We start from the raw sequence: 24,056 nt of genomic DNA, 5'->3' as shown, positions 1-24,056 counted from the left end.
TCGGCACCGTGCGCTGCTCGAGTAGCCAGCGCCGTCTCTGGCCGTCCGCACAGCGGTCATTTCTGCAGCCGTTGGAAATAAAGTTCAGTTTCATTTAGACAACTATATTTGCCTTCAGGCGAGAGACACGACGTGATGGCTGCGTTAGCACCCCCTCCATCCGATACTGCCTCCGGTGTATGGCCCCAGTCTATGCAGCGGTCCCGTTCGGCCGGGCCAGACTATTTATTAGAAGACGATACTGGATTAGCAAGATATATTAAAATAGGGTTGGGATTTAGCAATACATGACTGGACACCACACGCGACGGGCCGTTCTCGGCGGTATCGGAGTCGGTGTCACGACGCTCGCAGGCTGTCTCGGTGACTCCGACCCATCGGGCGACGGCGAGTCGGTAACAGTTGCTCGCCCCCAATCCTCCCAGGACGGCGAGTGGGACGTCTACGGTGGCGTTATCCCCTACTTTACCGGCGTGTTCGAACCGCTCGTCGGGACGAACCACGAGATGGAACCGGAGCCGTTGCTCGCGACCGACTGGGTGCGCGAGGACGAGTACACCTGGCGATTCGACCTTCGCGAGGACGTCACCTTCCACAACGGGGCGGCGCTTACCGCCGACACCGTCGTCGACTCCTTCCGGGCGATTATCGAGGACCGCAGCGCCACCGGCTGGATCAACGTCGAACCCGACGGCGTCTCCACGATCGACGACACCACCGTCGAGTTCGAGACGATCGAACCGTTTCCGTCGCTGCCGGGAACGATCTCGCACAACTACTTCGGCGTCGTCCATCCCGATACCGAGGCGGACGACGACGTCGCGATCGGTACGGGGCCGTTTCAACTCGAGGAGCGAAACGGGGACGACGTAACGCTCGCTCCCTACGACGACCACTGGGATGCCGTGCCGTCCGTCGAACGACTTTCGTTTGAGGTCGTCTCCGACGCGACGACGCGCGTGACCGCCCTCGAGGGCGACGACGTACAGGTCGCGATCGACCCGCCGCGAAACACCGTTTCCGGACTCGATTCGAGTGCGGACACGGGAACTGCGAGCCAGCGGACGCCCCGAACCTGTTTCGGCGGGGTCAACATCTACAAGCAGCCGACAGACGACGCGGACCTCCGGCGGGCGCTCGCCTACGCGATCGATCAGGACCAGCTCGTCGAAACCATCCTCGAGGGCGTCGGCGATCCGGCCCGCGGACCGATCTCACCCGAAATTCCGTGGTCGAGCCACGACGACCTGCCCGCGTTCGGGCCGGACCACGATCGAGCGCGGGAACTCGTCGCCGACTCGAGGTACGACGGCGAGACGCTAACGATCCTGATCGACGGCAGCGAGCCGGACGATCGAAACGTCGCCGAGCGACTCCAGTACCAGTTCGAGGAGATCGGCGTCGACAGCGAGATCCGCAGCGTCGAATCGGCCGCGTTCTACGAGACGTTCACCGACGGCGACGCCCACGTCTCGATCGTCACGCTCGGCTCGAACAGCGCCGCGGCCGATTACCTCATCCGCGCGATGTTCCATTCAGAGGGCAGCGACAACGAGCAGCGCTACGAGTCGGAGGGAACCGGCGTGATGAATCTCGGCGCCGAGGTCGACGCGCTCATCGAGGAGGGGTACTTCGCCGAATCCCTCGAGGACAAACGCGAAGTCTACGGCGAGGTCCAGCAGCGAGTCGTCGAGGAGGCCGTTGCCCTGCCGCTGTACTACGTCGAGTACGTGCTCGCCCACCGGGAGTCGGTTTCGCTCCCGGATCTCCATCCGATCAATCCGATGACCGACTATGCCCACCTCGAGTACGAGGACTGACCGTGGTTCGGTTCGGGCCGGAACCGGCGATAGGGACGACTCGGCCGACGGAAACCGACGACTGATACCCCTCCCATGAGCTATCTGTTCCGTCGCCTCGCGAGTTCGACCGTCGTCCTGTTCGGCGTCACCGTCCTCACCTTCGGGCTGGTTCATCTGACGCCCGGCGATCCCGCGCGGACGGTCCTCGCCGAGCGACAGGGGCGCCAGCCCTCCGAAGCGGACGTTCGGGAGTTCCGGGCCGAACAGGGGCTGAACGACCCGGTTCCGATACAGTACGGCAACTGGCTCGGCGATGTCCTGCGGGGGGATCTGGGCCGATCGTACTACGGCGACGGCGACGTTCTCGAGTTGCTGGTCGCCCATCTCCCGAACACGGTCGAACTCGCCGGCGCATCGATTCTGGTCGCGGTCGCCATCGCGATTCCGGCCGGCGTCATCAGCGCCGTCTATCGCGGGACCTGGATCGACTACGTCAGTCAGGTCAGCTCCCTGATCGGTGTCTCGATGCCCAACTTCTGGCTCGGCTACCTGCTCATCATCGGCGGCGCACTTCGACTCGGACTGTTTCCGGTCTACGGGGCCGGGACGCTCGCCCACCTCGTACTCCCCGCGATCACGCTCGGGACCGGAATGGCCGCCGTCCTCACCCGGCTCGTGCGCTCGTCGCTGCTCGAGACGCTCGAGGAGCCGTACGTCGACGCGGCCCGCGCTCGCGGGCTCGCCGAACGCGGCGTCGTGACCGCTCACGCGTTGCGGACCGCGCTGTTGCCGGTCGTGACGATGATCGGGCTGCAGTTGGGGTACGTCCTCGGCGGCGCGGTCGTCGTCGAGGTCGTCTTCCAGCGGCCCGGGCTCGGCACGCTGCTCGTCGACGCCGTCTTCGCGCGGGACTTCCCCGTGATTCAGGGCGTCACGCTCCTGGTCGGCGCGACGTTCGTCCTCGTCAACCTGCTGACCGACCTCGCCTATCACCGACTCGATCCCCGCGTCTCGCTCCGTGGTGGTGGCGCATGAGCGTCCTCGAGGGTCACGTCCGCGGCGGTCGAATTTCAGCGTTCCTCGACCACCCGACCGTCCGCGCCCTCCGTCGCAATCCGTCGGCGGTCGCCGGCGGCCTCGTCGTCGCGGCCATCGCCGTCCTCGCGATCGTCGGCCCCGTTCTCACGCCGTACGATCCGAACGCACAGCACCTCGGCAATCGGCTGCAGGGACCGTCGCTCGCCCATCCGTTCGGGACCGACCAACTCGGGCGCGACGTCGCGACCAGACTGCTCTACGGCGCCCGCATCACGCTGGGACTGGCCGTCCTCGTCACCGCCGTTCGACTGACGATCGGCGTCGTCGTCGGTCTCATCGCGGGCTACTGCGGCGGCTGGGTCGATGAGGCGCTGATGCGACTGGTCGACGTGCTGCTCGCCTTTCCCGGGATCGTCCTCGCGCTCGTCGTCGCCGGTATCCTGGGCCCGAGCCTGACCAACCTCGCGCTCGCACTCGCCGTCGTCGGCTGGACGCGCTACGCCAGAGTCGTTCGCTCGAGCGTCCTCGAGATGCGCGAGCGACCGTTCGTCCGGGCGTCGCGGCTGACCGGGGCGCCGCGTCGCCGCGTGCTTCGACGCCACGTCCTGCCGAACGTCGCGGGGCCGGTCGTCGTGTTGGCGACGCTCGACCTCGGCGGCGTGATCCTCGCGGCGGCCGGCCTCTCCTTTCTCGGCCTCGGCGCACAGCCGCCCGCGCCAGAGTGGGGAACGATGCTTTCGACGGGCCGTCACCACCTGCAGGAGGCGTCGTGGCTGGTCAACGCGCCCGGTCTAGCCATCGTCCTCGCGGTACTCGGCTCGAACCTGCTGGGTGACGGCCTTCGGGACGCGCTCGATCCGAACGATCGGACCGACCGCGGCGGCCGGGAGGTGAATCGCCGTGACTGACCCGCTGTTGTCCGTCGACGAGCTGGCGGTTCGGTTCGAAACCGGCACGGAACCCGTTCGTGCGGTCGACGGCCTCTCGCTGTCGGTCGAGGCGGGTGAGACCGTCGGTCTCATCGGCGAGAGCGGGTGTGGCAAATCGGCTGCGGTCCGTGCGATCGCGGGATTGCACGACGACAACGCACACGTCGACGGAACCGTCACCTTCGACGGCATCGATCTCCGTTCGCTTCCCGACGAACGACTTCGGCGGATTCGCGCGACCCGTCTCTCGACGGTCTTTCAAGATCCCGCCGCGACGCTGACGCCGACGCGTTCCGTTCGTTTTCATCTCGAGGAAGCGCTTCGACTCGCCGACCGTCCCGACGACCGCTCGCTTCGGTCGGCGCTCGGTCTCTCCCGGCGTGACTGGGGCGACCCAAGCGGAACGCGCCGGGAGCGAGCGCTCGCTCTCCTCGAGCAGGTGGGCCTCGACGATCCCGACTACCTCGAGCGTTATCCGCACGAACTAAGCGGCGGTGAGGCCCAGCGGGTCTCGATCGCGACCGCACTGGCGTCGGACCCCGACCTGTTGCTGGCCGACGAACCGACGACGGCCCTCGATGCGACGACGCGCGAGGCGATCCTCGATCTGCTCGACGACCTCGTCGCCGACCGCGACCTGGCGACGGTGCTCGTCAGCCACGATCTGGGGCTCGTCGGCGAGCGCTGCGATCGCGTCGTGGTCGCCTACGCCGGCGAGGTGATGGAAGCCGGTCCGGCCGATCGGGTGCTGGAATCGCCTCGTCACCCCTACACTCGGGCGTTGCTCGCCTGTCGACTCGAGGGCGCGACGCCCGGCGACCGGCTCCCCACCGTCGACGGAACGCTCCCGGATCCGGCCGCCGAGACGACGGGCTGTCCGTTCGCGTCCCGCTGCGTGCACGCGACCGAGAGCTGTCGGACGGCCGCCCCACCGACGGTCGATCGCGAGGAGGGTGGACGGGTCCGCTGTGGCGAACTCGAGTCGATCGCCGCCGTCAGCGTCGACGGCGGGACGGTCGCCGACGATATCGGCTCACGGTCATCGCTACCGGGATCACCGGGTGTTGACGCGCTCGATTCGAACCTATCCGCGAGCGTCGCTAGCACCGACTCGGTCGACGACCCGATCCTCGAACTGCGCGACGTTTCGAAGCGCTATCCGATCGACGACTCGTGGCTCGCGCGTCTCCGCGGACGGGATCGGTATACGAACGCCGTCGACGACGTCTCCCTCACCGTCGACCGCGGCGAGACCCTCGGCATCGTCGGCGAGAGCGGGGCCGGCAAATCCACCGTTACCGACCTTATTACCGGTCTCGAGTCCGCAACGACGGGCGAGATAGTCGTCGACGGAAACGCGCTCGGCACGGTCGACGACCGCTCGCGCGACCAACTGGCCGCGATCGGTCGCCTCTTCCAGCATCCACAGTCGAGTCTCGATCCGCGACAGCGCGTCCGGGCGGCGATCGCCGAACCGCTGCTCGAGGCCGGCTGGGACCGCGACCGACGACGGGAGCGGATCTCAGAACTGCTCTCGCTCGTCGGCCTCGACGACCGCCACGCCGACCGTCGACCGCACCAACTCTCTGGCGGCCAGTGCCAGCGGATCGCGCTCGCCCGAGCCATCGCCCTCGAGCCGGCGCTCGTCGTCCTCGACGAGCCGACCGCCGCGCTGGACGTCTCCGTGCGCGCGCAGGTGTGCAACCTGTTGCTCGACCTACAGGCGCGACTGGACTGTGCGTTCGTGCTCGTCAGCCACGACCTCGGCGTCGTCCGTCACCTCGCCGACCGTATCGCCGTCATGCGAGACGGACAGGTCGTCGAGTCCGGCGCCGCGGAACGACTCTGTACCGATCCCGCCACTGCATACACCGAGACGCTGCTCTCGGCTGCAACCGGACTCGAGGAGACTGAATCGACCGCTGATCACCAGCGTCCATCCCAGCTATGACGAACTCTGCCCCATCAACCGACTCGACTGCTGTATCGGACTCGACGACTCCCCCAAGCGACGACGTCCCGACCTACGACGTCGCCGTCATCGGCGGCGGCCCCGCCGGCTGTTCCGCCGCTGTCTTCACTTCGCGTGCGGCCCTCGAGACGGTCCTGTTCGAACACGACCGGTCGGCGCTGTTGAAGTCGGCTCACCTCGAGAACTACCTCGGTTTTCCGTTCGGAATTCAGCCGGTACAGTTCCTCGAACTGGCCCGCGAGCACGCTCGCGAGGCCGGCGCTCGCGTCCACCGAGCAGGTGTGGCGACAGTTCGGCGCGCCGAGGACGGCGACGAGAGCGATTGTGGGTTCGTCCTCGAGACCGAGGATCGAACCGTCATAGCCGACCGACTCATCGTTGCGTCGTGGGCCCGGACGGCGTTTCTCGAGGACCTGTCGGTGACTCGCGAATCCGAGGAGCCGGGGCCAGTGATGGTGGTTCCGACCGATTCAGACGGCCGCACCGACTGCGATGGGCTGTACGCGGCCGGACGAATCACGAGTCAGAACCATCAGGCGATCGTCAACGCCGGCAACGGTGCCGATGTCGCGCTAACGCTCATTCGCGACGTCCGACCGGACTACTACAACGACTGGGTCGTCCCCGACGGCTACTACGAATCGTACGACCGAGCCGTTCCCGAGGGCGTCGAGGAGATCACCGTTCCAGAGCGTCGACGCCGGAGCGAGAGGGCCCACGCGGGGATGCTCGAGTTCTTCGGTGAAACAGTCGAGGGGGGACTCGAGCAGGACGGAGAGTAAGGGTTAACTATATTCCTCGATTTCGTTCGTGTGAGGGCCCTTAGCTCAGTCTGGTTAGAGCGCTCGGCTCATAACGTGGTCGCAACTGGTGCGGGTGTGTGAGATACCGAGTGGTCGATGGTTCGAATCCGTCAGGGCCCATGGAGCGAGGCGAGCAGACGCGAGCCTCGCGGAATGGATCGCTGGCGGATTCGAAGCAGGGAGGAGCTTCGATCCGACCGAGGTTCGTAATCCGTCAGGGCCCATGTACCTCGCGGTGAACAACTCGTGAGCCGCGAGTACGGGTAGCTCGATCCGACCGCCGACGATCCAGTGTTCGTGGCGCTGACCACGCTCGTCGCGAAGTCTTTTCGGACGGTTCGTTCTCCGTGGCCACCATCGAGGGTCTCTCGTTTCCACACCGGTCGACGACTTCGTGCCGTCCTGCACGCTGGCTCCCAAACTCACCGTTCGACGTCACAGATCGACTGCAACTGTCGCAGCGAACCTGCAGAATTGCGAACGAGTAACATGCGACTATTTGGTACGGTTCGACGACAAACCTGCTAACGGGTTATTAGGCGGATTTGTGTGTTCCACCGTCTTTGGTGTGTAGCTCAATCCGATCGGCGGAACCTATCGGTTACGCGACGTCTTCTGGCAATGAAACGCGACCGCTCGAACGCGGGTATCTCCGCTACTGAGGCGATACTTTGGCACATAGTAACATCCCTTTATCGCCGGTACTCGCGACCGAGAGTCCAGTTACCGTCTCGTCTCTCTATCGGAGCCGAACGATACGGACAGCTGGGTCGATTCCCGTCACCATGGGACCGTAGTAACGTCGTTGCGCTGTCTCACGATTCAACTGACTCCGATGCTGATTGCGCTGCCGTTGCTATCGACACCGGGCCTGCCGGTTCGCTTCTCGGTCGAGTGAAGAGGGAATCGAATCCCTCTCGCGGTATCTTCTATTACGTTGCAAAACGATCAGCTCGTTTATTGGTGATCTGAGGTGCGTTATTATGTATCATGGATGGAGCAACGATCGGACAGAAATATCAACCGGACTCCCGAGCACCGGATCTCGGTGAGAACGCGACGATCCGAAGCGGGACGGTCATCTACGACGACGTCGTCGGTGGTGACGGACTGACGACGGGCCACAACGTGGTGATCCGGGAGCTCACAACCCTGGGAGACAACGTCCTCGTCGGAACGAACACGGTTATCGACGGGCGTACCGAGGTCGGCTCGAACGTGAGCTTACAGACGGGCGTCTACGTCCCCACGAACACGACTATCGGGGACAACGTCTTCGTCGGCCCGCACGCCGTGTTGACGAACGACCCGGCACCCATGCGTACGGCGGGAGCGTTGCAGGGGCCAACGCTCGAGGACCACGTGTCCGTCGGCGCGAACGCGACGATTCTGCCGAATATAACGGTCGGTCGGGGCTCGTTCGTCGGTGCCGGTGCGGTCGTCACGCGGGATGTCCCCCCAGAGCGATTGGCGATCGGAGCACCGGCTACGCACGAACCGCTTCCCGACCAACTACAGGGGGAGAACCGAATCGAATGACGGCTATCGCACAGCCGATTCTCGGTGCGGAAGAGATCGAACGCGTTTCGGACGTAATTAACAGCGGGACGATCGCCGACGGACCCGAAGTACGCGACTTCGAGGATGAGTTCGCGGCGTACTGTGGCGCTGCCCACGGCGTCGCGACATCGAACGGAACGACTGCGCTTCACGCCGCACTCGTCGGTCTCGGCATCGGTCCCGGTGACCGGGTGCTCACGACGCCGTTTTCGTTTATCGCGACGGCGAACGCGATCAGGCTCGTCGGTGCCGAACCCGTCTTTGCGGATATCGATCCAGCGACGTACAACCTGGATCCCGAGGCTGTCAGGACGACTGCGGCCGAGACGGATATCGACGCGATCATCGTCGTTCATCTCTACGGCCTTCCGGCCGAGATGGGCGCATTCGCCGATCTCGCGGCGGACCTCGACGTTCCGCTCGTCGAGGACGCGGCGCAGGCACACGGAGCGACGTACGACGGCGCTCCGGTCGGCTCGTTCGGAGACGCGGCGTGTTTCTCGTTCTATCCGACGAAGAACATGACGACTGGAGAGGGCGGGATCGTCCTGACCGACCGATCCGGCGTCGCAGAGCGCGTTCGGCAGTTCATCGACCACGGTCGGACCGGCACCTACGAGCACGCGACGGTCGGCCACAACTTTCGGATGACCAGCCTTGCAGCGGCGATCGGGCGCGTACAACTCGAGCGGCTTCCCGGATTCATCGAGCAGCGCCGAGCGAACGCCACGCGACTCTCCGCGGGACTCTCGGACACTGCCCTCGCGCTTCCCGTCGAGCCGTCCGCGACGAAACACGCGTTCCACCAGTACACTGTCCGCGTCCACTCGGACGACCGCGGTCAACTCGTGGACCACCTCGCCGACCGCGATATCGGGTGGGGCGTCTACTACCCCTCCTGCATCCACCAGCAACCTGCGTACGACGGAACCGTTGCGGACGTACCGCACGCAGAGCAGGCTGCGCGGGAGGTCCTCTCGCTTCCCGTCCACCCCTCGGTTTCGAACGAAGAGATCGATCGAATCGCGTCGGTGGTCACGCAGTATCTCACCTGAAATGCACACCCCCTAACACACCACTACCAGCAATGACAACAGAGACTCCCCCAATCGACGTCGGCGTCATCGGCGTCGGCACGATGGGCCAACACCACGCACGAGTGTACAACAACCTCCCGTCGGCGAATCTCGTCGGCATCTGCGACTACGACCAAGCGCTTGCCGACGGGGTCGCCGACGAGTACAGTACGAAGGCAATGCACTTAGCGGAGTTACTCGACTCCGTCGACGCTGCCTCCATTGTCGTGCCCACTGTTAACCACTACGATCTCGCGGTTCAGTGTCTCGAGGCGGACATCGGGGTCATGATCGAGAAGCCGATCGTCGACGAACTCCACGTCGGGTACAAACTCCTCGAGAAGGCGAAAGAATCGACGGAAGTGGTCCAGATCGGACACGTCGAACGGTTCAATCCCGCGGTCGTCGCTCTCCAGGAGTTTTTCGACGACTTAACTGTGATCAATATCACGTCGAGGCGCCTCGGCCCGCCGCCGAACCGCGACATCGTGGACAGTGCCGTGATCGACCTGATGATCCACGACATCGACATCGTCCTCATGCTCCTCGACGAGATGCCGTCGTCCATCCAGAGCGTGGGCGTCTACGGAAACAAACACGCCACGGGATTGTTCGAGTTCGATTCGGGCGTGATGGCATCGTTGACGGCGAGTCGGCTGACACAGCAAACGGCGCGAACCCTCGATATCACCGCCAAGGAGTGTCTCGTCAAACTCGACTACAACAACCAGTCGATCGATATTCACCGAAGTTCGATGCCGGAGTATCTCGAGGACCGGGGACGAGCGCTATTTCGCGAAATGACCGTTATCGAACAGCCACAGATTTACGGCGAGGAGCCACTCGCCAGGGAACTCGAATCGTTCCTCGAGGCGGTCGGTTCGGATAGCGAACCGGCGGTGACCGTCACCGACGCGCTCCAGGCGCTCGAGGTCGCACAGAAAATCGACGAGAACGGAGTGAATCTCCCCGACCCGTCATGGATCACAAATGACTAACCACCACTCCGAAACTGACCGGGCGTCGTTGTACGATTCGGCGCAGTCCGTCGAGTCCCAGATCGAAGCGTTGCGAACCGGCTCCGTTCCCGTGTCGGTGTACGGACTCGGCAAGATGGGGCTCCCGCTCGCAGCGATGTACGCGAAGACGACGAAAAACGTCCTCGGGGCCGACGTCGATCCCGCGGTTGTCGAGGAACTCAACGAGGGTCACTGTCACGTCAAAGGCGAGCCGGAACTCCCGGAACTCGTCGCGGAACTCGTCTCGAACGGGGCGCTCTCGGCGACGACCGAGCCGCTCGAGGCCGCCGAATACGGCACCGTCCACGTCGTGATCGTGCCGACGCCGATCACGGACGAGAACGAACCCGATCTCTCGATCCTCGACGCCGTCACCGACGATATCGGCTCGGGTCTCGAGGTGGGTGACATCGTCGTCATCGAATGCACCGTCCCGCCGAGAACGACGGCCGAACGCGTCCGCCCCGCCCTCGAGTCCGCGTCCGGCCTGTCGATCGGCGAGTTCGGACTCGCCGTCTGTCCCGAGCGAACCTCGAGCGGTCGCGCGCTCAGGGACATCCGGGGTGCGTATCCGAAGGTCGTCGGCGGTATCGACGCCGAAAGTGCGCGCGTCACGGAGCTCATTTACGGCGAACTCACCGATGCGGACGTACTGTGCGTCTCGGACGCGACGACCGCGGAAGCCGTGAAGGTGTTCGAGGGACTCTACCGCGACGTCAACATCGCCCTCGCGAACGAGCTGGCGACGATGGCGGACGAGTTGGGAATCGACGTTCTGGAGGCGATCGAGGTCGCGAACACCCAGCCCTACTGCGACATCCACCGGCCGGGACCGGGCGTCGGCGGCCACTGCATCCCCTTCTATCCCTACTTCGTAATCGCCCCCTTCGAGACGCCGACGCCGCTGCTCGAGACCGCTCGAGCGGTCAACGATTCGATGCCGGGGTTCGTCGTCGAGAAACTCAGGGCGGAGTTCGAGGCCGAGGGGATGGCGCTCTCGGACGCCTCGATACTCCTGCTGGGGCTGACGTATCGGCCGGGTGTCGAGGAGATTCGGGCGTCGCCGTCGCTGGCTATCGCAGAACAGCTGACAGCGCAGAACGCGTCGGTGTACGGCGTCGATCCGATGCTCGAATCCGTCGCGGAATTCGACCTTCAGCGGCTCTCTCTTCCGGAGATCGAGGAACGATCGTTCGACGCCGTCGTCGTCGTCACGCCGCACGAGGAGTTCGAATCGATACGGTGGGACGAACTCGAGCGTGCTAGCGGTCAACTGTTCGTCCTCGACGGACGCGGCGCGCTCGAAGCCCCTTCGATCACCGACGCCGGCCACCGACTGTACACGATCGGTGTCGGAGGTGATCGCGGTGTATAGAGAACACACTGTGGGCGTCGTCATCCCAGCGTACAACGAAAAGGCGTTCATCGGCTCGGTTCTCGAGCGACTGCCGTCGTTCGTCGACCGAGCGTACGTGGTCGACGACGGCTCGAGCGACGCGACGTGGGACGAATTGCTGCGGTCTGCTGAACGCCTCAACGAGACGGAGCTAACGACCGACCGAACGACGGGGATCGACAGCAGCGCCGCACTCGAGCCACGAATCCAACCGATTCGACACGACCGAAATCGCGGCGTCGGTGCAGCGATCAAGACCGGGTACGTGGCGGCGCTCGACGACGAACTCGATATCGTGACCGTCATGGCCGGCGACGACCAGATGGATCCGCTCGTGCTCAAACGGTTGCTGGATCCGATCGTCGAGAATCGGGCGGACTACGCGAAGGGTACTCGGTTACTCTCTCGAGAGTTCCACCGGGGGATGTCCACGTGGCGCTTCGTCGGGAACACGATCCTCTCCGTGCTAACGAAGATCGCCAGCGGCTACTGGAAGACGACTGACCCGCAGAACGGGTACACGGCGATCTCCGGCGACGCGCTCGGAGCGATCGATATCGAGGGGCTCTACGAGGGCTACGGCTACTGCAATCATCTCCTGGTGAAGTTGAACGTCCAGGAGATGCGGGTCGCCGACGTGGCGATTCCCGCGATATACGGTACCGAACAGTCGGGTATCATGTACCCGCGGTACATCCGAAAGGTCTCTCTCATGTTGCTCTCGAGTTTCTTCTGGCGGTTACAGGCCAAGTATCTGGTACGAGATTTCCACCCGCTTGCGCTGTTGTACTACGCCGGTGCGGCGACGGCAGGGAGCGGCATACTCAGCGGTTTCCGAACGCTCCACGCGGCGATCAACCGCGACGAACAGATCCAGCTCAAGGCGGCCTCGAGTCTCCTGTTGTTCGCACTCGGATGGCTCTTCATGCTGCTCGCGATGGTGTTCGACATGGAGCACAACGAGGACAAAGAGCTCCGGATCGAGACGACTCGATCCGATTCCGAGTCGATCGGAACCGACGACCGACGACCGAAATCCGATACGCGATGAAGGTACTGTTCGACGTCAGCCACCCCGCGCACGTCCACCTGTTCAAACACGCCATTCGCGCGCTCGAGGAGGACGGCCACGAGGTGCTGGTTCTCTCCCGGGAGAAGGACGTCACGATCCAGCTGCTCGACGGTGACGGGATCGATCACCTCCCCATCTCGAGGATCGGTACGCGGAAGCTCTCGTTGCTCTCCGAGTGGCTGGCACGCGAAGTTCGAACGATTCGAATGGTCAAGCGATTCGACCCTGACGTCGCGCTCTGCGTCATGAGTCCCGCGACCGCTCACGCCGGACGACTGCTCGACTGTCCGGTGATCGCGTTCAACGACAGCGAGCCGGTCAAACTCGCGTCGTCGGTGACGCTCCCGTTCGTTGATCGCCTCTGTACGCCGACGAACTTCAGCATCGATCACGGCGATAAACACCGAACGTACGACGGCTACCACGAACTCGCGTATCTTCATCCGGATCGGTTCAGCCCCGATCCGGATTCGCTCCGAGCGTTCGGGGTCGAACCCGATGAACCGTACACCGTCGTTCGGTTCGTCTCCTGGGGCGCACACCACGACGTCGGGCAGCGCGGCCTCTCGAGTGAGGCCAAGCGCGAACTCGTCTCGGCTCTCGACGAGTACGGCACGGTCTACATCAGCAGCGAGCGACCGCTCCCCGAGGAGTTCGACTCCTACCGTTTGCCGATCCCGCCCGAACGGATGCACGACTTGCTGTACTACGCCGACCTGTACGTCGGCGACTCTCAGACGATGGCGACCGAAGCCGCCGTCCTCGGCACGCCGGCGGTTCGCTCGAATACGTTCGCCGGCGAGGCCGACATGAGCAACTTCCTCGAACTCGAGGACGAGTACGGGCTCCTGTACTCCCGATCGGACGCCGACGAAACGATCGAACTCGTCCGCGACCTGCTTGAATTACCTGATTTGCAGGAGACATGGTCGGCGAAGCGAGCCCGACTCGTCGAGGAGAAGATCGACGTCACCGAGTACATGCTCGAACAGATCTACGACGTCGGCGGTGACGCATGAAAATCGTCTCCGTCGTCGGCGCTCGCCCGCAGTTCGTCAAAGCGTTCGTGGTCTCTCGCCGACTCGAACCCGGTCACGAGGAGGTCCTCGTTCACACGGGCCAACACTACAGCGACGACCTGTCGGCGGTCTTCTTCGAAGAGCTCTCGATACCGGATCCGGACTACAACCTCGGCGTCGGCTCCGATACGCACGGTAGACAGACCGCGGCGATGATCGAGGGTATCGAGGCGATCCTGCTCGAGGAGTCGCCGGCGTGTATCCTCCTCTACGGCGATACGAACTCGACGCTCGCGGGAGCGATCGCCGCTTCGAAGCTCGACGTTCCGATCGCCCACGTCGAAGCCGGGCTCCGGAGCCACGATCGATCGATGCCGGAGGAGATCAATCGGGTCCTCACGGATCACGTCTCCGATCTGCTGTTCGCACCGAGCGACCTGGCGAAGACGATGCTCGAAGAGGAAGGCATTACGGACGGCGTCCACGTCGTCGGCGACGTCGGATACGACGCCATCCGCTGGGCTCGAGGACGAGCGGCGGGCCGGGGCGAGATCCTCGAGCGTCGATCGCTCGAGGGAGGCGAATACGTGCTGGGAACGATCCACCGACCGAAAAACACCGATACGCCGAGTCGACTGGCTGCCATCGTCGACGCCCTCGCCGATGCGCCGCGACGGGTCGTCGTTCCCCTTCACCCGCGAACGGAAACGGCCCTGCGCGAGTACGGGCTGTGGGAGGACGCGAAACGGGACCTCGAGATCATCGATCCCGTCGGCTACCTCGATTTCGTGGAACTTCTCGAGGGTGCCGAGCGCGTCGTCACCGACTCCGGCGGAGTGCAAAAGGAGGCGTTCTACCTCGAAACGCCCTGTATCACGCTGCGCGAGGAGACCGAATGGCAGGAGACGGTCGACTGCGGATGGAACCGACTCGTCGGCGCCGACCGGGCGGCGATCCTCGAGGCGTTGCGGTCGACGTCGTGGCCGCGATCAGCGCCGTCGTTCTATGGCGACGGGCATACCGCCGAAAGAATCGTCGCGATCCTCGAAGACGCAATCGACCGGTAGACGAACTCATACGATCGCCGTCAGACCGTCCCCCATCGATTACTCCGTCTCGTCCTCCCCACACAGCTCTACGGAGCGCTCGAGCACTGCTCTCGCCTCATCGACCGAGATCCCCTCCGGGCGGTAGATCGCTCGTTCGTGACCGTCGACGACCGTCAGCAGTCGCTCCGAGTGGGAAGCCGACTCATCGTCTTCGTCCGTCTGACGCAGCTCCTGCGGGAGGAACGAGTCGTCGTCCCCGGCCGCCGTGAGCAGTTCTCGAGGGGTTATCGTTCGCGGGATCCCGGCCCGCTCGGTGAGCAGGTTTCGGACGGCGGTGTAACACGTTTGGACCGACTTGCCGGGGTGGTCGTTCGACAGCTGGGCGGACGCCCGGAGGAGTAGCGGCTCGATCGTCGGCGGAGCACGGTCGGTATCTGCGGGCGAAAGGGGCTCCCACGTGCCGTCTTCGTCGAGGGACGTTCCGTGAGGGTTTCGCCATCGGTACAGCTGACTTACGGCGAAGAGACCGACGGCGACGAGAATTCCGAGCCCGACCCACCGCTCGAGGGTCATCGTTGTCCCGAGGATGCCTTCACCTGGAACGACCACGGTCGACGTCGCTGACGCGCTCTCCAGGTTCGTCTCTTCGCCGTCATACGTGCCCGTTATCTCTACCTCACCGGATTCGATGTCCTCAGGGACCGGGACGATTTCGTCGAACTCCCCGTTGCGATCGGTGACCACCGTCCCGACCGAGACGCCACCGACGAACACCTCGATGGGCTGGCGACTGATCACTTCGCCGTCAGCCGTCGCGAACGCACCGCGGACTGCCAACTCGTCGTCGGCCTCGCGTACGACCTGGTCGACTTCGATCTCGAGATCGGTCTCCGTCTCGGTGACGACGATCGATTCGCGGGAGGTGACGCCCGCGATCGCTTGATCGCTGAACGGAACCTCGACGACGAGTTCGTACTCGCCGTCTGGAATCTCCGCTGGGACGGGGCCGTCGATGGTGACCGAGCCGTTCGCCGTCTCGTTGCCGGCCAGTTCGATCATTTCGTCGCTCCCGACGCGGTCCAGTTCGGCGGCGATCGGAACGTCGTTGACCGCATCACCATCGACTTCCAGTTCGGACTCGATCGTGACGGTGTCTTCGTACGCGACCTCGGACGGCATTCCCGACACCGTCAGCGTCGGTTCGACCTGTTCGACCGAGACCGGAACAGAGGTCTCGGCCGACGCGTACGGTGAGTCAGATGCGGGAACGTATGCTACCGTCAACGACTCCGTCTCGAGTGGGAGATCGGTCGGCCGGTACTCGAACTCGAACTCGCCGTCCTCGAGTTCCGTGACGGTCGTTTCGTTCTCGACGACCAACTCGATTTCGTCGGCGTCGATCGGCTCGCCGTCAGTCGTCGTTATCGCCCCCTCGGCTTCGAGCGGCTCCAGAAACGAGACGTTCTCGTCGGCGTCGATCTCCAGTTCGGTCCCGTCTAGCGCCTCCGTCTGTATCTCCGTTGCGTTGGCGTCGATTTCCTCCTCGATGGAGCTGACCGCTTCGTGTGACTCGGTCGTGTTCATCCCGGTCTCGGTCGAGACCGTTCTGGCCGTTTCGTTGAGCGTCCGCGTCGTCTCTTCGATCTCGATCCGCTTCTCGTCGAGTTCGCGGGCGAGTTCTCGCGCCCGCTCGTCGTCTCCGTCTTCGCGAGCCGACGCGTACTCGGCCTCCAGCGCCTGGTACTCCTCGACCTGATCGATCAACTGCTCTTGCTCGAGACCGAGTTGTTCGAACATCGCGACCTCCTCTTGTGCCCCGACCTCCCCCGAAATGTCCGCGAGTTGTCCGAGGCGGCGTTGGTACTCCTCGTTCGACGCTCTCGCACGATCGGTCTCACCTTCGCTGAGTTCGGCCGAACTCTCCGCGAGCAGATCACTCATTCGGCCGACGAGCCACTGTTCGACGGCCTCCAGATCACCCTCTTCATCGGCCGTTCTCGGGTTTTGATGGGGGTCGGTCTCGTTCTGTGCCGTCGCTCCGTCGGTCATTTCGACCGCTGCCCCTCCAGTAGAGGCGACTCCGCCGCCGATCATCGTCACTGGTGTACAGACCAACAACACGACGATTACGAGGACGCGGAGAGCGGACATCACTTCTCTAGAGCCGCCGAGCGGGCAAAAAGCCGGGGCTAAATTCGAACTGATGATGTGTTTTGAAGAGATATACTGTAATATCGCACAACCATCACTGTCAATCGGAACGTTCTGTTTAGATATTACGTATTTAGGAGTTACACCGAAGGACTAGCTTCAACAGTACGCCGAGCGTAGCGGAGGGCATGCGTCCCACGCGCCACACCATCGCGATCGGCGTACTCGTCGCTTTCGTTGCGACGCTGTCGATCGTTCTGGCACGTCCGCTTTTACTCGCGGGGCCGATTCTGATCGGCGCGTGGGTGCTCTCTCGCCAGTACCGGTTTTACTCCGCGCTGTCGCACGTGAACAACTCGGTCGTCGTGGATCAGTCGGTCGAGAATCCGGCGGTGAAAACGGACCAGGCCGTTCCCGTCACGCTCGACGTCTCGCTCGACCAGCCATCGGCGCTCGCACTCGACGTGGTCGGCGGGACTCCCGTCGGTGCGAATACCGACGGCCAACTCGCCGTCTCGGTCGGACCGAACGAGGTCGAAGCGTCGAAGACGGTCTCCGCGGAGTGGCCTATCGCCGGAAGGCACGATTTCGACCGGGCGACGGTCGTTGCGACCGACGGCCTCTTCACCGAAACGATCGGTGCCGGTCCGACACCGAGTGTGACCGTCGGCGCACAGGCCTCACGATACCCCGACACCGATTCGGTCGTCGACCGCATTATGACCGCGATAGGAAAACACGACACGTCGCGTTTCGGGTCCGGGATCGAGCCGATCGACGTTCGAGAGTACACTCCGGGAGACACGCTGAATCGGATCGACTGGAACGTGACTGCCAGGCTCGGAAAACTGTACGTCCGTGATTTCGAGGCCCAAACGACCCGAGGGACGTTGCTCGTGGTAGACCATCGGTCATCGCTCGCGGTCGGGGCTCCCGCGGAATCGAAACTGGATTACCTCCGGGAAGTCGCGCTGGCGACGACCGACCACGTCCACAGGAACGGTGATCCGATCGGGCTGTTGACGATCGGGAACAACGGTATTACCGGACAGTTGAAGACCACATCCACCTCGGATAAGTACGAAACTATCAGACAGCGATTGCTCGCACTCGAACCGGTGCAGTCGACCGAACGACTCTCATCTCGTTCCGAGACCGTTGGGCAGCAACTTACGGACACGGATCTCAGACAGCGGATCACACGCCTGGAAACGATCGATCGTTCCACCGATTTCGAGGACGTACTCGTCCCGTACTACGAACGACAACTGCTCTACAAGCACCGATTCGAGGAGGACCCGTTCCACTCGGCAGTGAGGTCGGCGGTCGTTCGACAGCATGCCCCCACCTGGATGATCCTCTTTACCGACGATTACAACCGGCTCGAGCTCTATCAGGCGATCAAGACCGCTCGCCACCGGTCGAATCAGGTACTCGTCGTTCTCGCACCGACCGCGTTGTTCGACACCGAGGACGTAACCGATCTCACAGCGATATCTCGTCGCTATGCGGCGTTCGAGGAGTACCGACGGTCACTCGAGCGGATGGAGGGCGTCGACGTGATCGAAGTCGGTCCGAAGGATCGGTTTGCGACGTTGCTCTCGAGGATGCGCCAAGAAAACCGTTCGAGTGGTGTCGTCTATGGGTGAGCGCGATCCCCTCGTTCGGTCGGCGGAGGGCACTCGGCGGCTGCGCGGAGCGGTGGCGGAGAGGACGTGGAGCGGCGGGATCGCAGTTATCCTCCTCGCCGTTACCGTCGCAGCGATCGCCGGACCGATTGGCGCACTCGCCGGACTCGCGATCGCAGCGACGTGGTACGGGTTCGGTACACCCTATGCAATCGCTGCGTCCACAGTTCTCCTGATCGGGTTGTTTCCCGACAGGATCGACGTCTTCTCGTTCGTACTCGGGACGGCCGCGATGATCGTTCTGATCCTTTCCGAAGCAGCCAGAACACGCCAGCGGATCCGGACGGGAGTCGTGGCGATCGTGTCGATAGCCGTTCTTGGCGGAGTCGGTTGGGGTGCCCTCGAGGCGTGGTCGCTGTGGATCGCAGCGACCGCGACGCTCGTCGTACTCGCGTTCCTGAGCTACGGGCTCCACCGGTACGAACTCGTCGTGCTCGGACTCGTGTCGGACGATCGCTCGAGCGGAGCACACTCCGACGGTGAACGCGCGGACCGATCGGGCAACCGGATCAGCGGGGGTGAGTCGGCGTGAGCGCCGACGAACCGAACGTCGAACATACCGAACAGGAACCGGCGGACACAGCAGTGCGCTCGGACGACGAACGCAGGGTGGATCGGTACGAAGCCAGGGCGGAGCGACTCGCCGAAGAGAACCGACGGCTTCGAATCGAGTACGCTACTGCTCGCCAAGCCGGGTTCCGACGGGCGGCGATCGCGTTCGTCGGGCTCGGGCTCGTGGCGGCAATCGCAGGTCTCGCGTTCGAGAACGCTCGGGACGTCCTCTTCGCGCTCGCTGGAACGGGACTGTTCGCCGCGGTTCTCACTTTCTACCTCGTACCGGATCAGGTCGTCACGGCGGAGGTCGGTGAACGGGTCTACACGCCGCTGGCGGACACGTTCGCCGCGGTTGCAGCAGAACTGGGACTCCGAGAGGACCGACTGTACGTGCCGACTGACGACGCAACCCCTCCAGTTCGGCTTTTCGTCCCGCTCGAAGCGGAATCCGAGATTCCGCCGCCCGGGTCCGGCCCGATCGTTACCGAGAACGACGGCCGCGGCTTGGTTCTCGAGCCGACTGGTGGAGAACTGTTTCGAGAGTTTCGAAACACGCTTTCCGAAGATCTCATGACGACCCCCGAACAGCTCGCCCCACAGCTCGCTGCTGGCATCGTCGAGCAGTTCGAACTGGCTGCGGTCGTCGACCCCGAAATCGACGGCGACGGGGGTCGAATTACGTTCGGGGTCGCCGACAGCATCTTTGGCGACGTCGACCGACTCGATCATCCGATCGCGTCGTTTCTCAGCTGCGGTGTCGCGATCGGTCTCGACCGAGTCGTTTCGCTCGAGGTGGCGGCGGGTGGCTCGAGATACGACTGGTTGATAACGTGTCGCTGGCACGTTGACGAAACGTAACGCGAGCCGAGCTTGGAAGCGCCGTCTCTCGTCTCGGTGCGTGTTCGCCGACTACTCCTGGCTCACACGTACTGGATCCGTCGCGTCGATGACGTCGTCGACGATGTCCGTAGCCGTAACGTCGCTCAGCTCCGCGCTGGTATTCAAGACGAGTCTGTGAGCCAACACGGGCTCGGCGAGCGTCTTTATGTCGTCGGGAATAACGTAGTTGCGATCGTCGATCGCCGCGGACGCCTTCGACGCGTTGAGAAACGCGATACTCGCTCGCGGGGACGCGCCGTGACGGACGTCCGGATGCGAGTGCGTCGCCTCGACCAGATCGAGAATGTAGTCGACGATCGCGTCCGCCACGTAGATATCCCAGACGACCTCCTGTGCATCGTCGATATCATCGGCGGATATCACCTGCGACGCATCGGGATGGGCGAGGTCCGGATTATCGTCGATTCGCTCGAGGAGTTCGCGTTCGTTCGCTCGTTCGGGACGTTCGACCGTCAGTTGCAGCTGAAATCGATCGCGCTGGGCAACCGGCAGATCGAAGACGCCTTCGTCTTCGATCGGATTTAACGTTGCAACGATCAAAAACGGGACGGGTAACTCGAGCGTCTCGCCCTCGATCGTCACCTGCTGTTCTTCCATCGCCTCGAGGAGCGCGCTCTGGGTTTTTGGCGTCGCACGATTGATTTCGTCCGCGATCAGGAGATTGGCGAAGACCGGGCCGCGTTGTAGCTCGAACTCACCGGTGTTCTGCCGGTAGATGTGTGTTCCGGTGATGTCGGCGGGGAGGACGTCGGGCGTCATCTGGACGCGTCGGTAGCTGAGCCCGATTGCCTCGGCGAAGAGTTTGGCGATCGTCGTCTTTGCGACGCCTGGGTTCCCTACGAGCAGAACGTGGCCACCAGTCAACGTTGCGACAGTGAGCTGTCTAACCGTTCGCTCGTTGCCGACGAGAACCCGGCTGAGCTCCGCGTACAATCGCTCGTACAGCTCACTCGGTGTCGTGGGTTTCGAACTGTTCGACGTGGTATCGTTGTTATTTGTCATCCGTTGTTCTCCTGTTTCGTGCCTCGCTGTTCGAGCGCAGCGGTTGGTTGTTCGTCACCACCCGAAGTATCTGTGCGCCGGCGTCCCGGTCGCCGATCGTCTCGACTCTGGGCGGTCACGTTCGGTACCCATCTAGAGAGGCCGCCGATGAGACCGATCCCGAGGAGCCCAACAACAATCTGGGCGACCGGTTCGGCCCGGAATTCGGCGACGAGCGTTAGCAAGGGCGGAATGTCGGTTCCGTGTGAGTGGTCGAAAAGAACGACCGATTCGTTCGCGTACAGTCCCTCGACGAGCAGCGCATTGTCCGACCGGTCGATCATCGCGTTGATCAGGATGCTCGGGTCACCGATGACGACCACCTGTCCGGAGCCGATGTCCTCGGTCGTCATCACCGGCCTCGATTCGAGCTCATCGCCGGCACTCAGATTCGCCGTCTCGGTTTCGGCGAGATACGCAAACTCACTCGTCTGGACGAGAACTGTCGCGTTTCCCGGATCGACCGCAGACGCGTGATTCAACGTCACCTCGTCGACGCCGGGCGCAAGCACGTCGTCGTCCACTGCCGTTGCTACGGGCATCGTCGGCGTGGATTCGTAGTTGACGTCGTCGCGAAGCAGCTCTCCGTCCGTTCGAGCGTCCGCGCCGATCGCGGACAGCAACTCGTTCGAGTGCTGGCCGAAATCATCGAGCACGACGAGCGTGCCGCCGTCTTCGACGAACTGGCGAATCCGTTCGGCATCGGTACCGTCGTACTCGGTCTCGGGCGCAACCACGAACGCGACGGTTTCGTCGGCGTCTCCGTCCTCGTAGCGGTCGGTTTCGTGGACGATCTCGAGGTCGGTGCCGGGATCCGCTGTGATCCGATCTCGAAACTCCGACGTCCCATCCCAGGCGTAGTTGTACGGGCCAAACGATGTGGCAGACGTTGCGACGGCTAGGACGACCGCCAGTACGACGATCGCCCCGAATACGACGGCCAGCGTCTCGGGCCAGTTACCACGACGACCAGTAGCGAACCACTCGCGTGGCTTCATCGGTCCCTCTGGGTCCCGTTTGTTACTCGTGCGAGTCTGGTCGTCCGATGGTTCTGACTGATCACGATCTCACCCTGGCGGAACACCGCCGACGATATCTAACACCCGTCGAAAGACGATATACCCGAACACGACGGTTCCCAGCGCGATGAACCACTGTAGTCGCCGCCGCCATTCCGGGACGACGCTGAAGGGGGTTGTAATCCCGGTGATGACGAACAGTCCGAGCAGCGAGAGGGAAAAGAATAACTCGAGCGACGCTCCGTCGACCACGGCGACCAACAGAACTGCACAGAGCATCCAAGCGATCTGGAGATTTACGAACCAGATCCATCGCTGCCTTCCCATCGTGGGAATAACTCGGTCTGTGATCATAAACGTCGCACCTGCGTTTGACGAAGTACGCACCGATAGCCTCGCTCGAGCTCGAGCATCGGCGGACCCCGGCCGGCGCTTACGAGCGGCATCGAAGGCTCGGCGTCGCAGGCTCTCACACGCGAACAGTCACGGGCCGTTTCGAGCAAACCCGATCGGTAAACGACTGTTTTCACGTTCTCACAGCCGCTTTACGGTCGTGGATGCTGCCCGCGAGCAGTCACGTTTCGATCGACGAAACCGCGTTACAGACTCGCCGTCCGACGTGACGGAGCCGCGCCACGAGTAACACCGAAACGTGCTACCGCGCCGAATATTATCACTTGGCCGATACGCCTTCCGGTCATCACTCGTGACCACCATCGGTGCGTGGACCGTAAATCACGTGCTGTCGTGATCATCACTCTCCTTTCCCTCGTGAAACAATACTTCTCGCTTATGTTGCCGCCGCTTCATTTCTAGTCATCGAACGCACCAACACGAGTGGCAAGGCAGCGGTCGATGTCGACTATCGGTCGCGGTCGGTGAGTTTTCACTCGGGTGTGAATCAGCCGCTCCCGCGCGAGACAACGAGCACCGAACCGCGCCCAGCGGGTCGCTCGCTCGGGAGCACGACGGACCTACTCGACGGAGCGAGCGATCCGGATCGTTCGGGCGGTGCGTCACGATGACAGTGACACCGATGACCGAAACAAACCCGGTCGGCGTCGGGATCATCACGCCCGTCAAAGACGAAGTCGAAAACCTCCCCGCGCTGATCGGTTCGCTAGTCGCTCAGTCGGTTCAGCCGCAAGCGTGGATCATCGTAGACGATGGTAGTACCGACGGCAGTTCGGAGATCATCCGAGCAGTCAGTTCGCGACTCGACTGGGTACACTCGATATCGCTCGACGGGAACCCTGAATATGATATCGGGACGAACTACGCCAAGGTGATCGCGACCGGGTACCGGTACCTGTATCGACGGTGGCGAGACGACCTCGACTACTACATGATTCTCGACGGAGATATGCGTTTGACGCCTGGGTACCTCGAGTCGCTTCTCGAAGTGCTCGAAGCAGACGAGGATCTCTTCGTCATCAGCGGTGGACTCCGTATCGATCTCGATGGCGAACAGTACCAGGAGAAACGGTTCGACGACCAGCCTATCGGCGGGGCGACAGTGATCGACGGCGCGTTCTACAGAGCCATCTCCGGTCCACCTCTCGGCCCGTGCGTCGATAGTATCACGAAAGCTAAAGCACGTCTGATGGGAGGAAAATGCGTTTACGCGGCCGACCTCGACGAATGGGCGACCCAGTCCAGACCGACCGGTGGCAAAGAGAACCGGTTCGAACGCGGCGTTTCAAACGGTTCGGATAACTACTACGTCGGATACCATCCCGTCGTCATTCTTTTGAAAGCCCTCCACAACCCCACCGGGTCACCGCTCCAACAGTCCGTCGGCTACCTGTACGGGTACTTTTCGAACTTCCTGCGGCGCACACCGCGGATCGAGGACCCGGACGTTCGGGCCTATTTTTGGAGAGATCGTACGCACGAAATATTCGATCGGATAACGAGTAAGGTGACCGGAGATGGATCGTAGAAAACTATCGCTGATCGTCGGGTTT

At 63.1% G+C, this 24,056-nt stretch carries 20 protein-coding genes and 1 tRNA gene; 17 read left to right on the top strand and 4 right to left on the bottom strand.

The window, feature by feature from the left end; translation table 11 throughout:
• Positions 1-287: 287 nt before the first annotated feature.
• From ACSFDB_RS16070 to wecB, 13 genes are all read left to right on the top strand, one after another.
• Positions 288-1,820, top strand: coding sequence for an ABC transporter substrate-binding protein (locus tag ACSFDB_RS16070; protein ID WP_440771941.1), 1,533 nt, complete (start codon positions 288-290; stop codon positions 1,818-1,820).
• A 75-nt stretch (positions 1,821-1,895) separates the two neighbouring features.
• Positions 1,896-2,837 (top strand): nickel ABC transporter permease, encoded by a 942-nt coding sequence (gene nikB, locus ACSFDB_RS16065; RefSeq protein ID WP_440771940.1) that lies wholly within the window; start codon positions 1,896-1,898, stop codon positions 2,835-2,837.
• Positions 2,834-3,748, top strand: a complete 915-nt coding sequence (gene nikC / locus ACSFDB_RS16060; RefSeq protein ID WP_440771939.1) for a nickel transporter permease — start codon at positions 2,834-2,836, stop codon at positions 3,746-3,748. The genes nikB and nikC overlap by 4 nt, the downstream gene beginning before the upstream one ends.
• A complete protein-coding gene (locus ACSFDB_RS16055) occupies positions 3,741-5,720 on the top strand; it encodes a dipeptide ABC transporter ATP-binding protein (RefSeq protein ID WP_440771938.1) in 1,980 nt (659 codons plus the stop codon). The genes nikC and ACSFDB_RS16055 overlap by 8 nt, the downstream gene beginning before the upstream one ends.
• Positions 5,717-6,523, top strand: coding sequence for an NAD(P)/FAD-dependent oxidoreductase (locus tag ACSFDB_RS16050; RefSeq protein WP_440771937.1), 807 nt, complete (start codon positions 5,717-5,719; stop codon positions 6,521-6,523). Before ACSFDB_RS16055 ends, ACSFDB_RS16050 begins: the two co-directional genes overlap by 4 nt.
• Positions 6,524-6,557: 34 nt before the next feature.
• Positions 6,558-6,664 (top strand) — tRNA-Ile (locus tag ACSFDB_RS16045).
• An 870-nt stretch (positions 6,665-7,534) separates the two neighbouring features.
• Positions 7,535-8,083, top strand: coding sequence for an acyltransferase (locus ACSFDB_RS16040; protein ID WP_440771936.1), 549 nt, complete (start codon positions 7,535-7,537; stop codon positions 8,081-8,083).
• Positions 8,080-9,159, top strand: a complete 1,080-nt coding sequence (locus ACSFDB_RS16035; RefSeq protein ID WP_440771935.1) for a DegT/DnrJ/EryC1/StrS family aminotransferase — start codon at positions 8,080-8,082, stop codon at positions 9,157-9,159. The genes ACSFDB_RS16040 and ACSFDB_RS16035 overlap by 4 nt, the downstream gene beginning before the upstream one ends.
• Before the next feature lie 32 nt (positions 9,160-9,191).
• Positions 9,192-10,178 carry a Gfo/Idh/MocA family protein gene (locus ACSFDB_RS16030; protein WP_440771934.1) on the top strand — a complete coding sequence of 329 codons (987 nt, stop codon included), beginning with the start codon at positions 9,192-9,194 and terminating at the stop codon, positions 10,176-10,178.
• On the top strand, positions 10,171-11,574 hold the full coding sequence (locus tag ACSFDB_RS16025) for a nucleotide sugar dehydrogenase (protein WP_440771933.1): 1,404 nt from the start codon (positions 10,171-10,173) through the stop codon (positions 11,572-11,574). The genes ACSFDB_RS16030 and ACSFDB_RS16025 overlap by 8 nt, the downstream gene beginning before the upstream one ends.
• On the top strand, positions 11,567-12,646 hold the full coding sequence (locus tag ACSFDB_RS16020; protein WP_440771932.1) for a glycosyltransferase family 2 protein: 1,080 nt from the start codon (positions 11,567-11,569) through the stop codon (positions 12,644-12,646). The genes ACSFDB_RS16025 and ACSFDB_RS16020 overlap by 8 nt, the downstream gene beginning before the upstream one ends.
• The gene (locus ACSFDB_RS16015) at positions 12,643-13,686 is read left to right on the top strand and encodes a DUF354 domain-containing protein (RefSeq protein ID WP_440771931.1); all 1,044 of its coding nucleotides are present in this window, start codon (positions 12,643-12,645) and stop codon (positions 13,684-13,686) included. The genes ACSFDB_RS16020 and ACSFDB_RS16015 overlap by 4 nt, the downstream gene beginning before the upstream one ends.
• Positions 13,683-14,753 carry a non-hydrolyzing UDP-N-acetylglucosamine 2-epimerase gene (gene wecB / locus ACSFDB_RS16010; protein ID WP_440771930.1) on the top strand — a complete coding sequence of 357 codons (1,071 nt, stop codon included), beginning with the start codon at positions 13,683-13,685 and terminating at the stop codon, positions 14,751-14,753. The genes ACSFDB_RS16015 and wecB overlap by 4 nt, the downstream gene beginning before the upstream one ends.
• Positions 14,754-14,792: 39 nt before the next feature.
• On the opposite strand, the gene ACSFDB_RS16005 is transcribed toward wecB, so the two are convergent.
• Entirely contained in the window at positions 14,793-16,886 is a 2,094-nt protein-coding gene (locus ACSFDB_RS16005) for a hypothetical protein (RefSeq protein WP_440771929.1), read from the bottom strand.
• Positions 16,887-17,074: 188 nt separating this feature from the next.
• On the opposite strand from ACSFDB_RS16005, the gene ACSFDB_RS16000 reads away from it, so the two are divergent.
• The 3 genes from ACSFDB_RS16000 to ACSFDB_RS15990 are packed head-to-tail and all read left to right on the top strand — an operon-like array spanning position 17,075 to position 19,987.
• On the top strand, positions 17,075-18,535 hold the full coding sequence (locus tag ACSFDB_RS16000; RefSeq protein ID WP_440771928.1) for a DUF58 domain-containing protein: 1,461 nt from the start codon (positions 17,075-17,077) through the stop codon (positions 18,533-18,535).
• Entirely contained in the window at positions 18,528-19,106 is a 579-nt protein-coding gene (locus ACSFDB_RS15995) for a DUF8163 family membrane protein (protein ID WP_440771927.1), read from the top strand. Before ACSFDB_RS16000 ends, ACSFDB_RS15995 begins: the two co-directional genes overlap by 8 nt.
• Positions 19,103-19,987 carry a DUF7982 domain-containing protein gene (locus tag ACSFDB_RS15990; protein WP_440771926.1) on the top strand — a complete coding sequence of 295 codons (885 nt, stop codon included), beginning with the start codon at positions 19,103-19,105 and terminating at the stop codon, positions 19,985-19,987. The genes ACSFDB_RS15995 and ACSFDB_RS15990 overlap by 4 nt, the downstream gene beginning before the upstream one ends.
• A gap of 51 nt (positions 19,988-20,038) precedes the next feature.
• Here the strand turns inward: ACSFDB_RS15990 and ACSFDB_RS15985 are convergent, their stop codons facing one another.
• The 3 genes from ACSFDB_RS15985 to ACSFDB_RS15975 all read right to left on the bottom strand — a co-directional run bounded on the left by ACSFDB_RS15985 (position 20,039) and on the right by ACSFDB_RS15975 (position 22,416).
• Positions 20,039-21,031: an AAA family ATPase gene (locus tag ACSFDB_RS15985; protein WP_440771925.1), complete on the bottom strand. Its 993-nt coding sequence runs from the start codon at positions 21,029-21,031 to the stop codon at positions 20,039-20,041.
• A complete protein-coding gene (locus ACSFDB_RS15980) occupies positions 21,028-22,068 on the bottom strand; it encodes a DUF4350 domain-containing protein (RefSeq protein ID WP_440771924.1) in 1,041 nt (346 codons plus the stop codon). Before ACSFDB_RS15980 ends, ACSFDB_RS15985 begins: the two co-directional genes overlap by 4 nt.
• Positions 22,069-22,137: 69 nt before the next feature.
• Entirely contained in the window at positions 22,138-22,416 is a 279-nt protein-coding gene (locus ACSFDB_RS15975; protein ID WP_440771923.1) for a DUF8044 family membrane protein, read from the bottom strand.
• A 694-nt stretch (positions 22,417-23,110) separates the two neighbouring features.
• Between ACSFDB_RS15975 and ACSFDB_RS15970 the strand changes: the two genes are divergently transcribed.
• Positions 23,111-24,031, top strand: a complete 921-nt coding sequence (locus ACSFDB_RS15970; RefSeq protein ID WP_440771922.1) for a glycosyltransferase family 2 protein — start codon at positions 23,111-23,113, stop codon at positions 24,029-24,031.
• The last annotated feature ends 25 nt before the right edge of the window (positions 24,032-24,056 follow it).

The organism is Natronorubrum amylolyticum (assembly GCF_052040145.1).
GTDB lineage: Archaea > Halobacteriota > Halobacteria > Halobacteriales > Natrialbaceae > Natronorubrum.
Note: the sequence above shows the minus strand (reverse complement) of the source record. Positions and strands in the feature narration are given on the sequence as shown.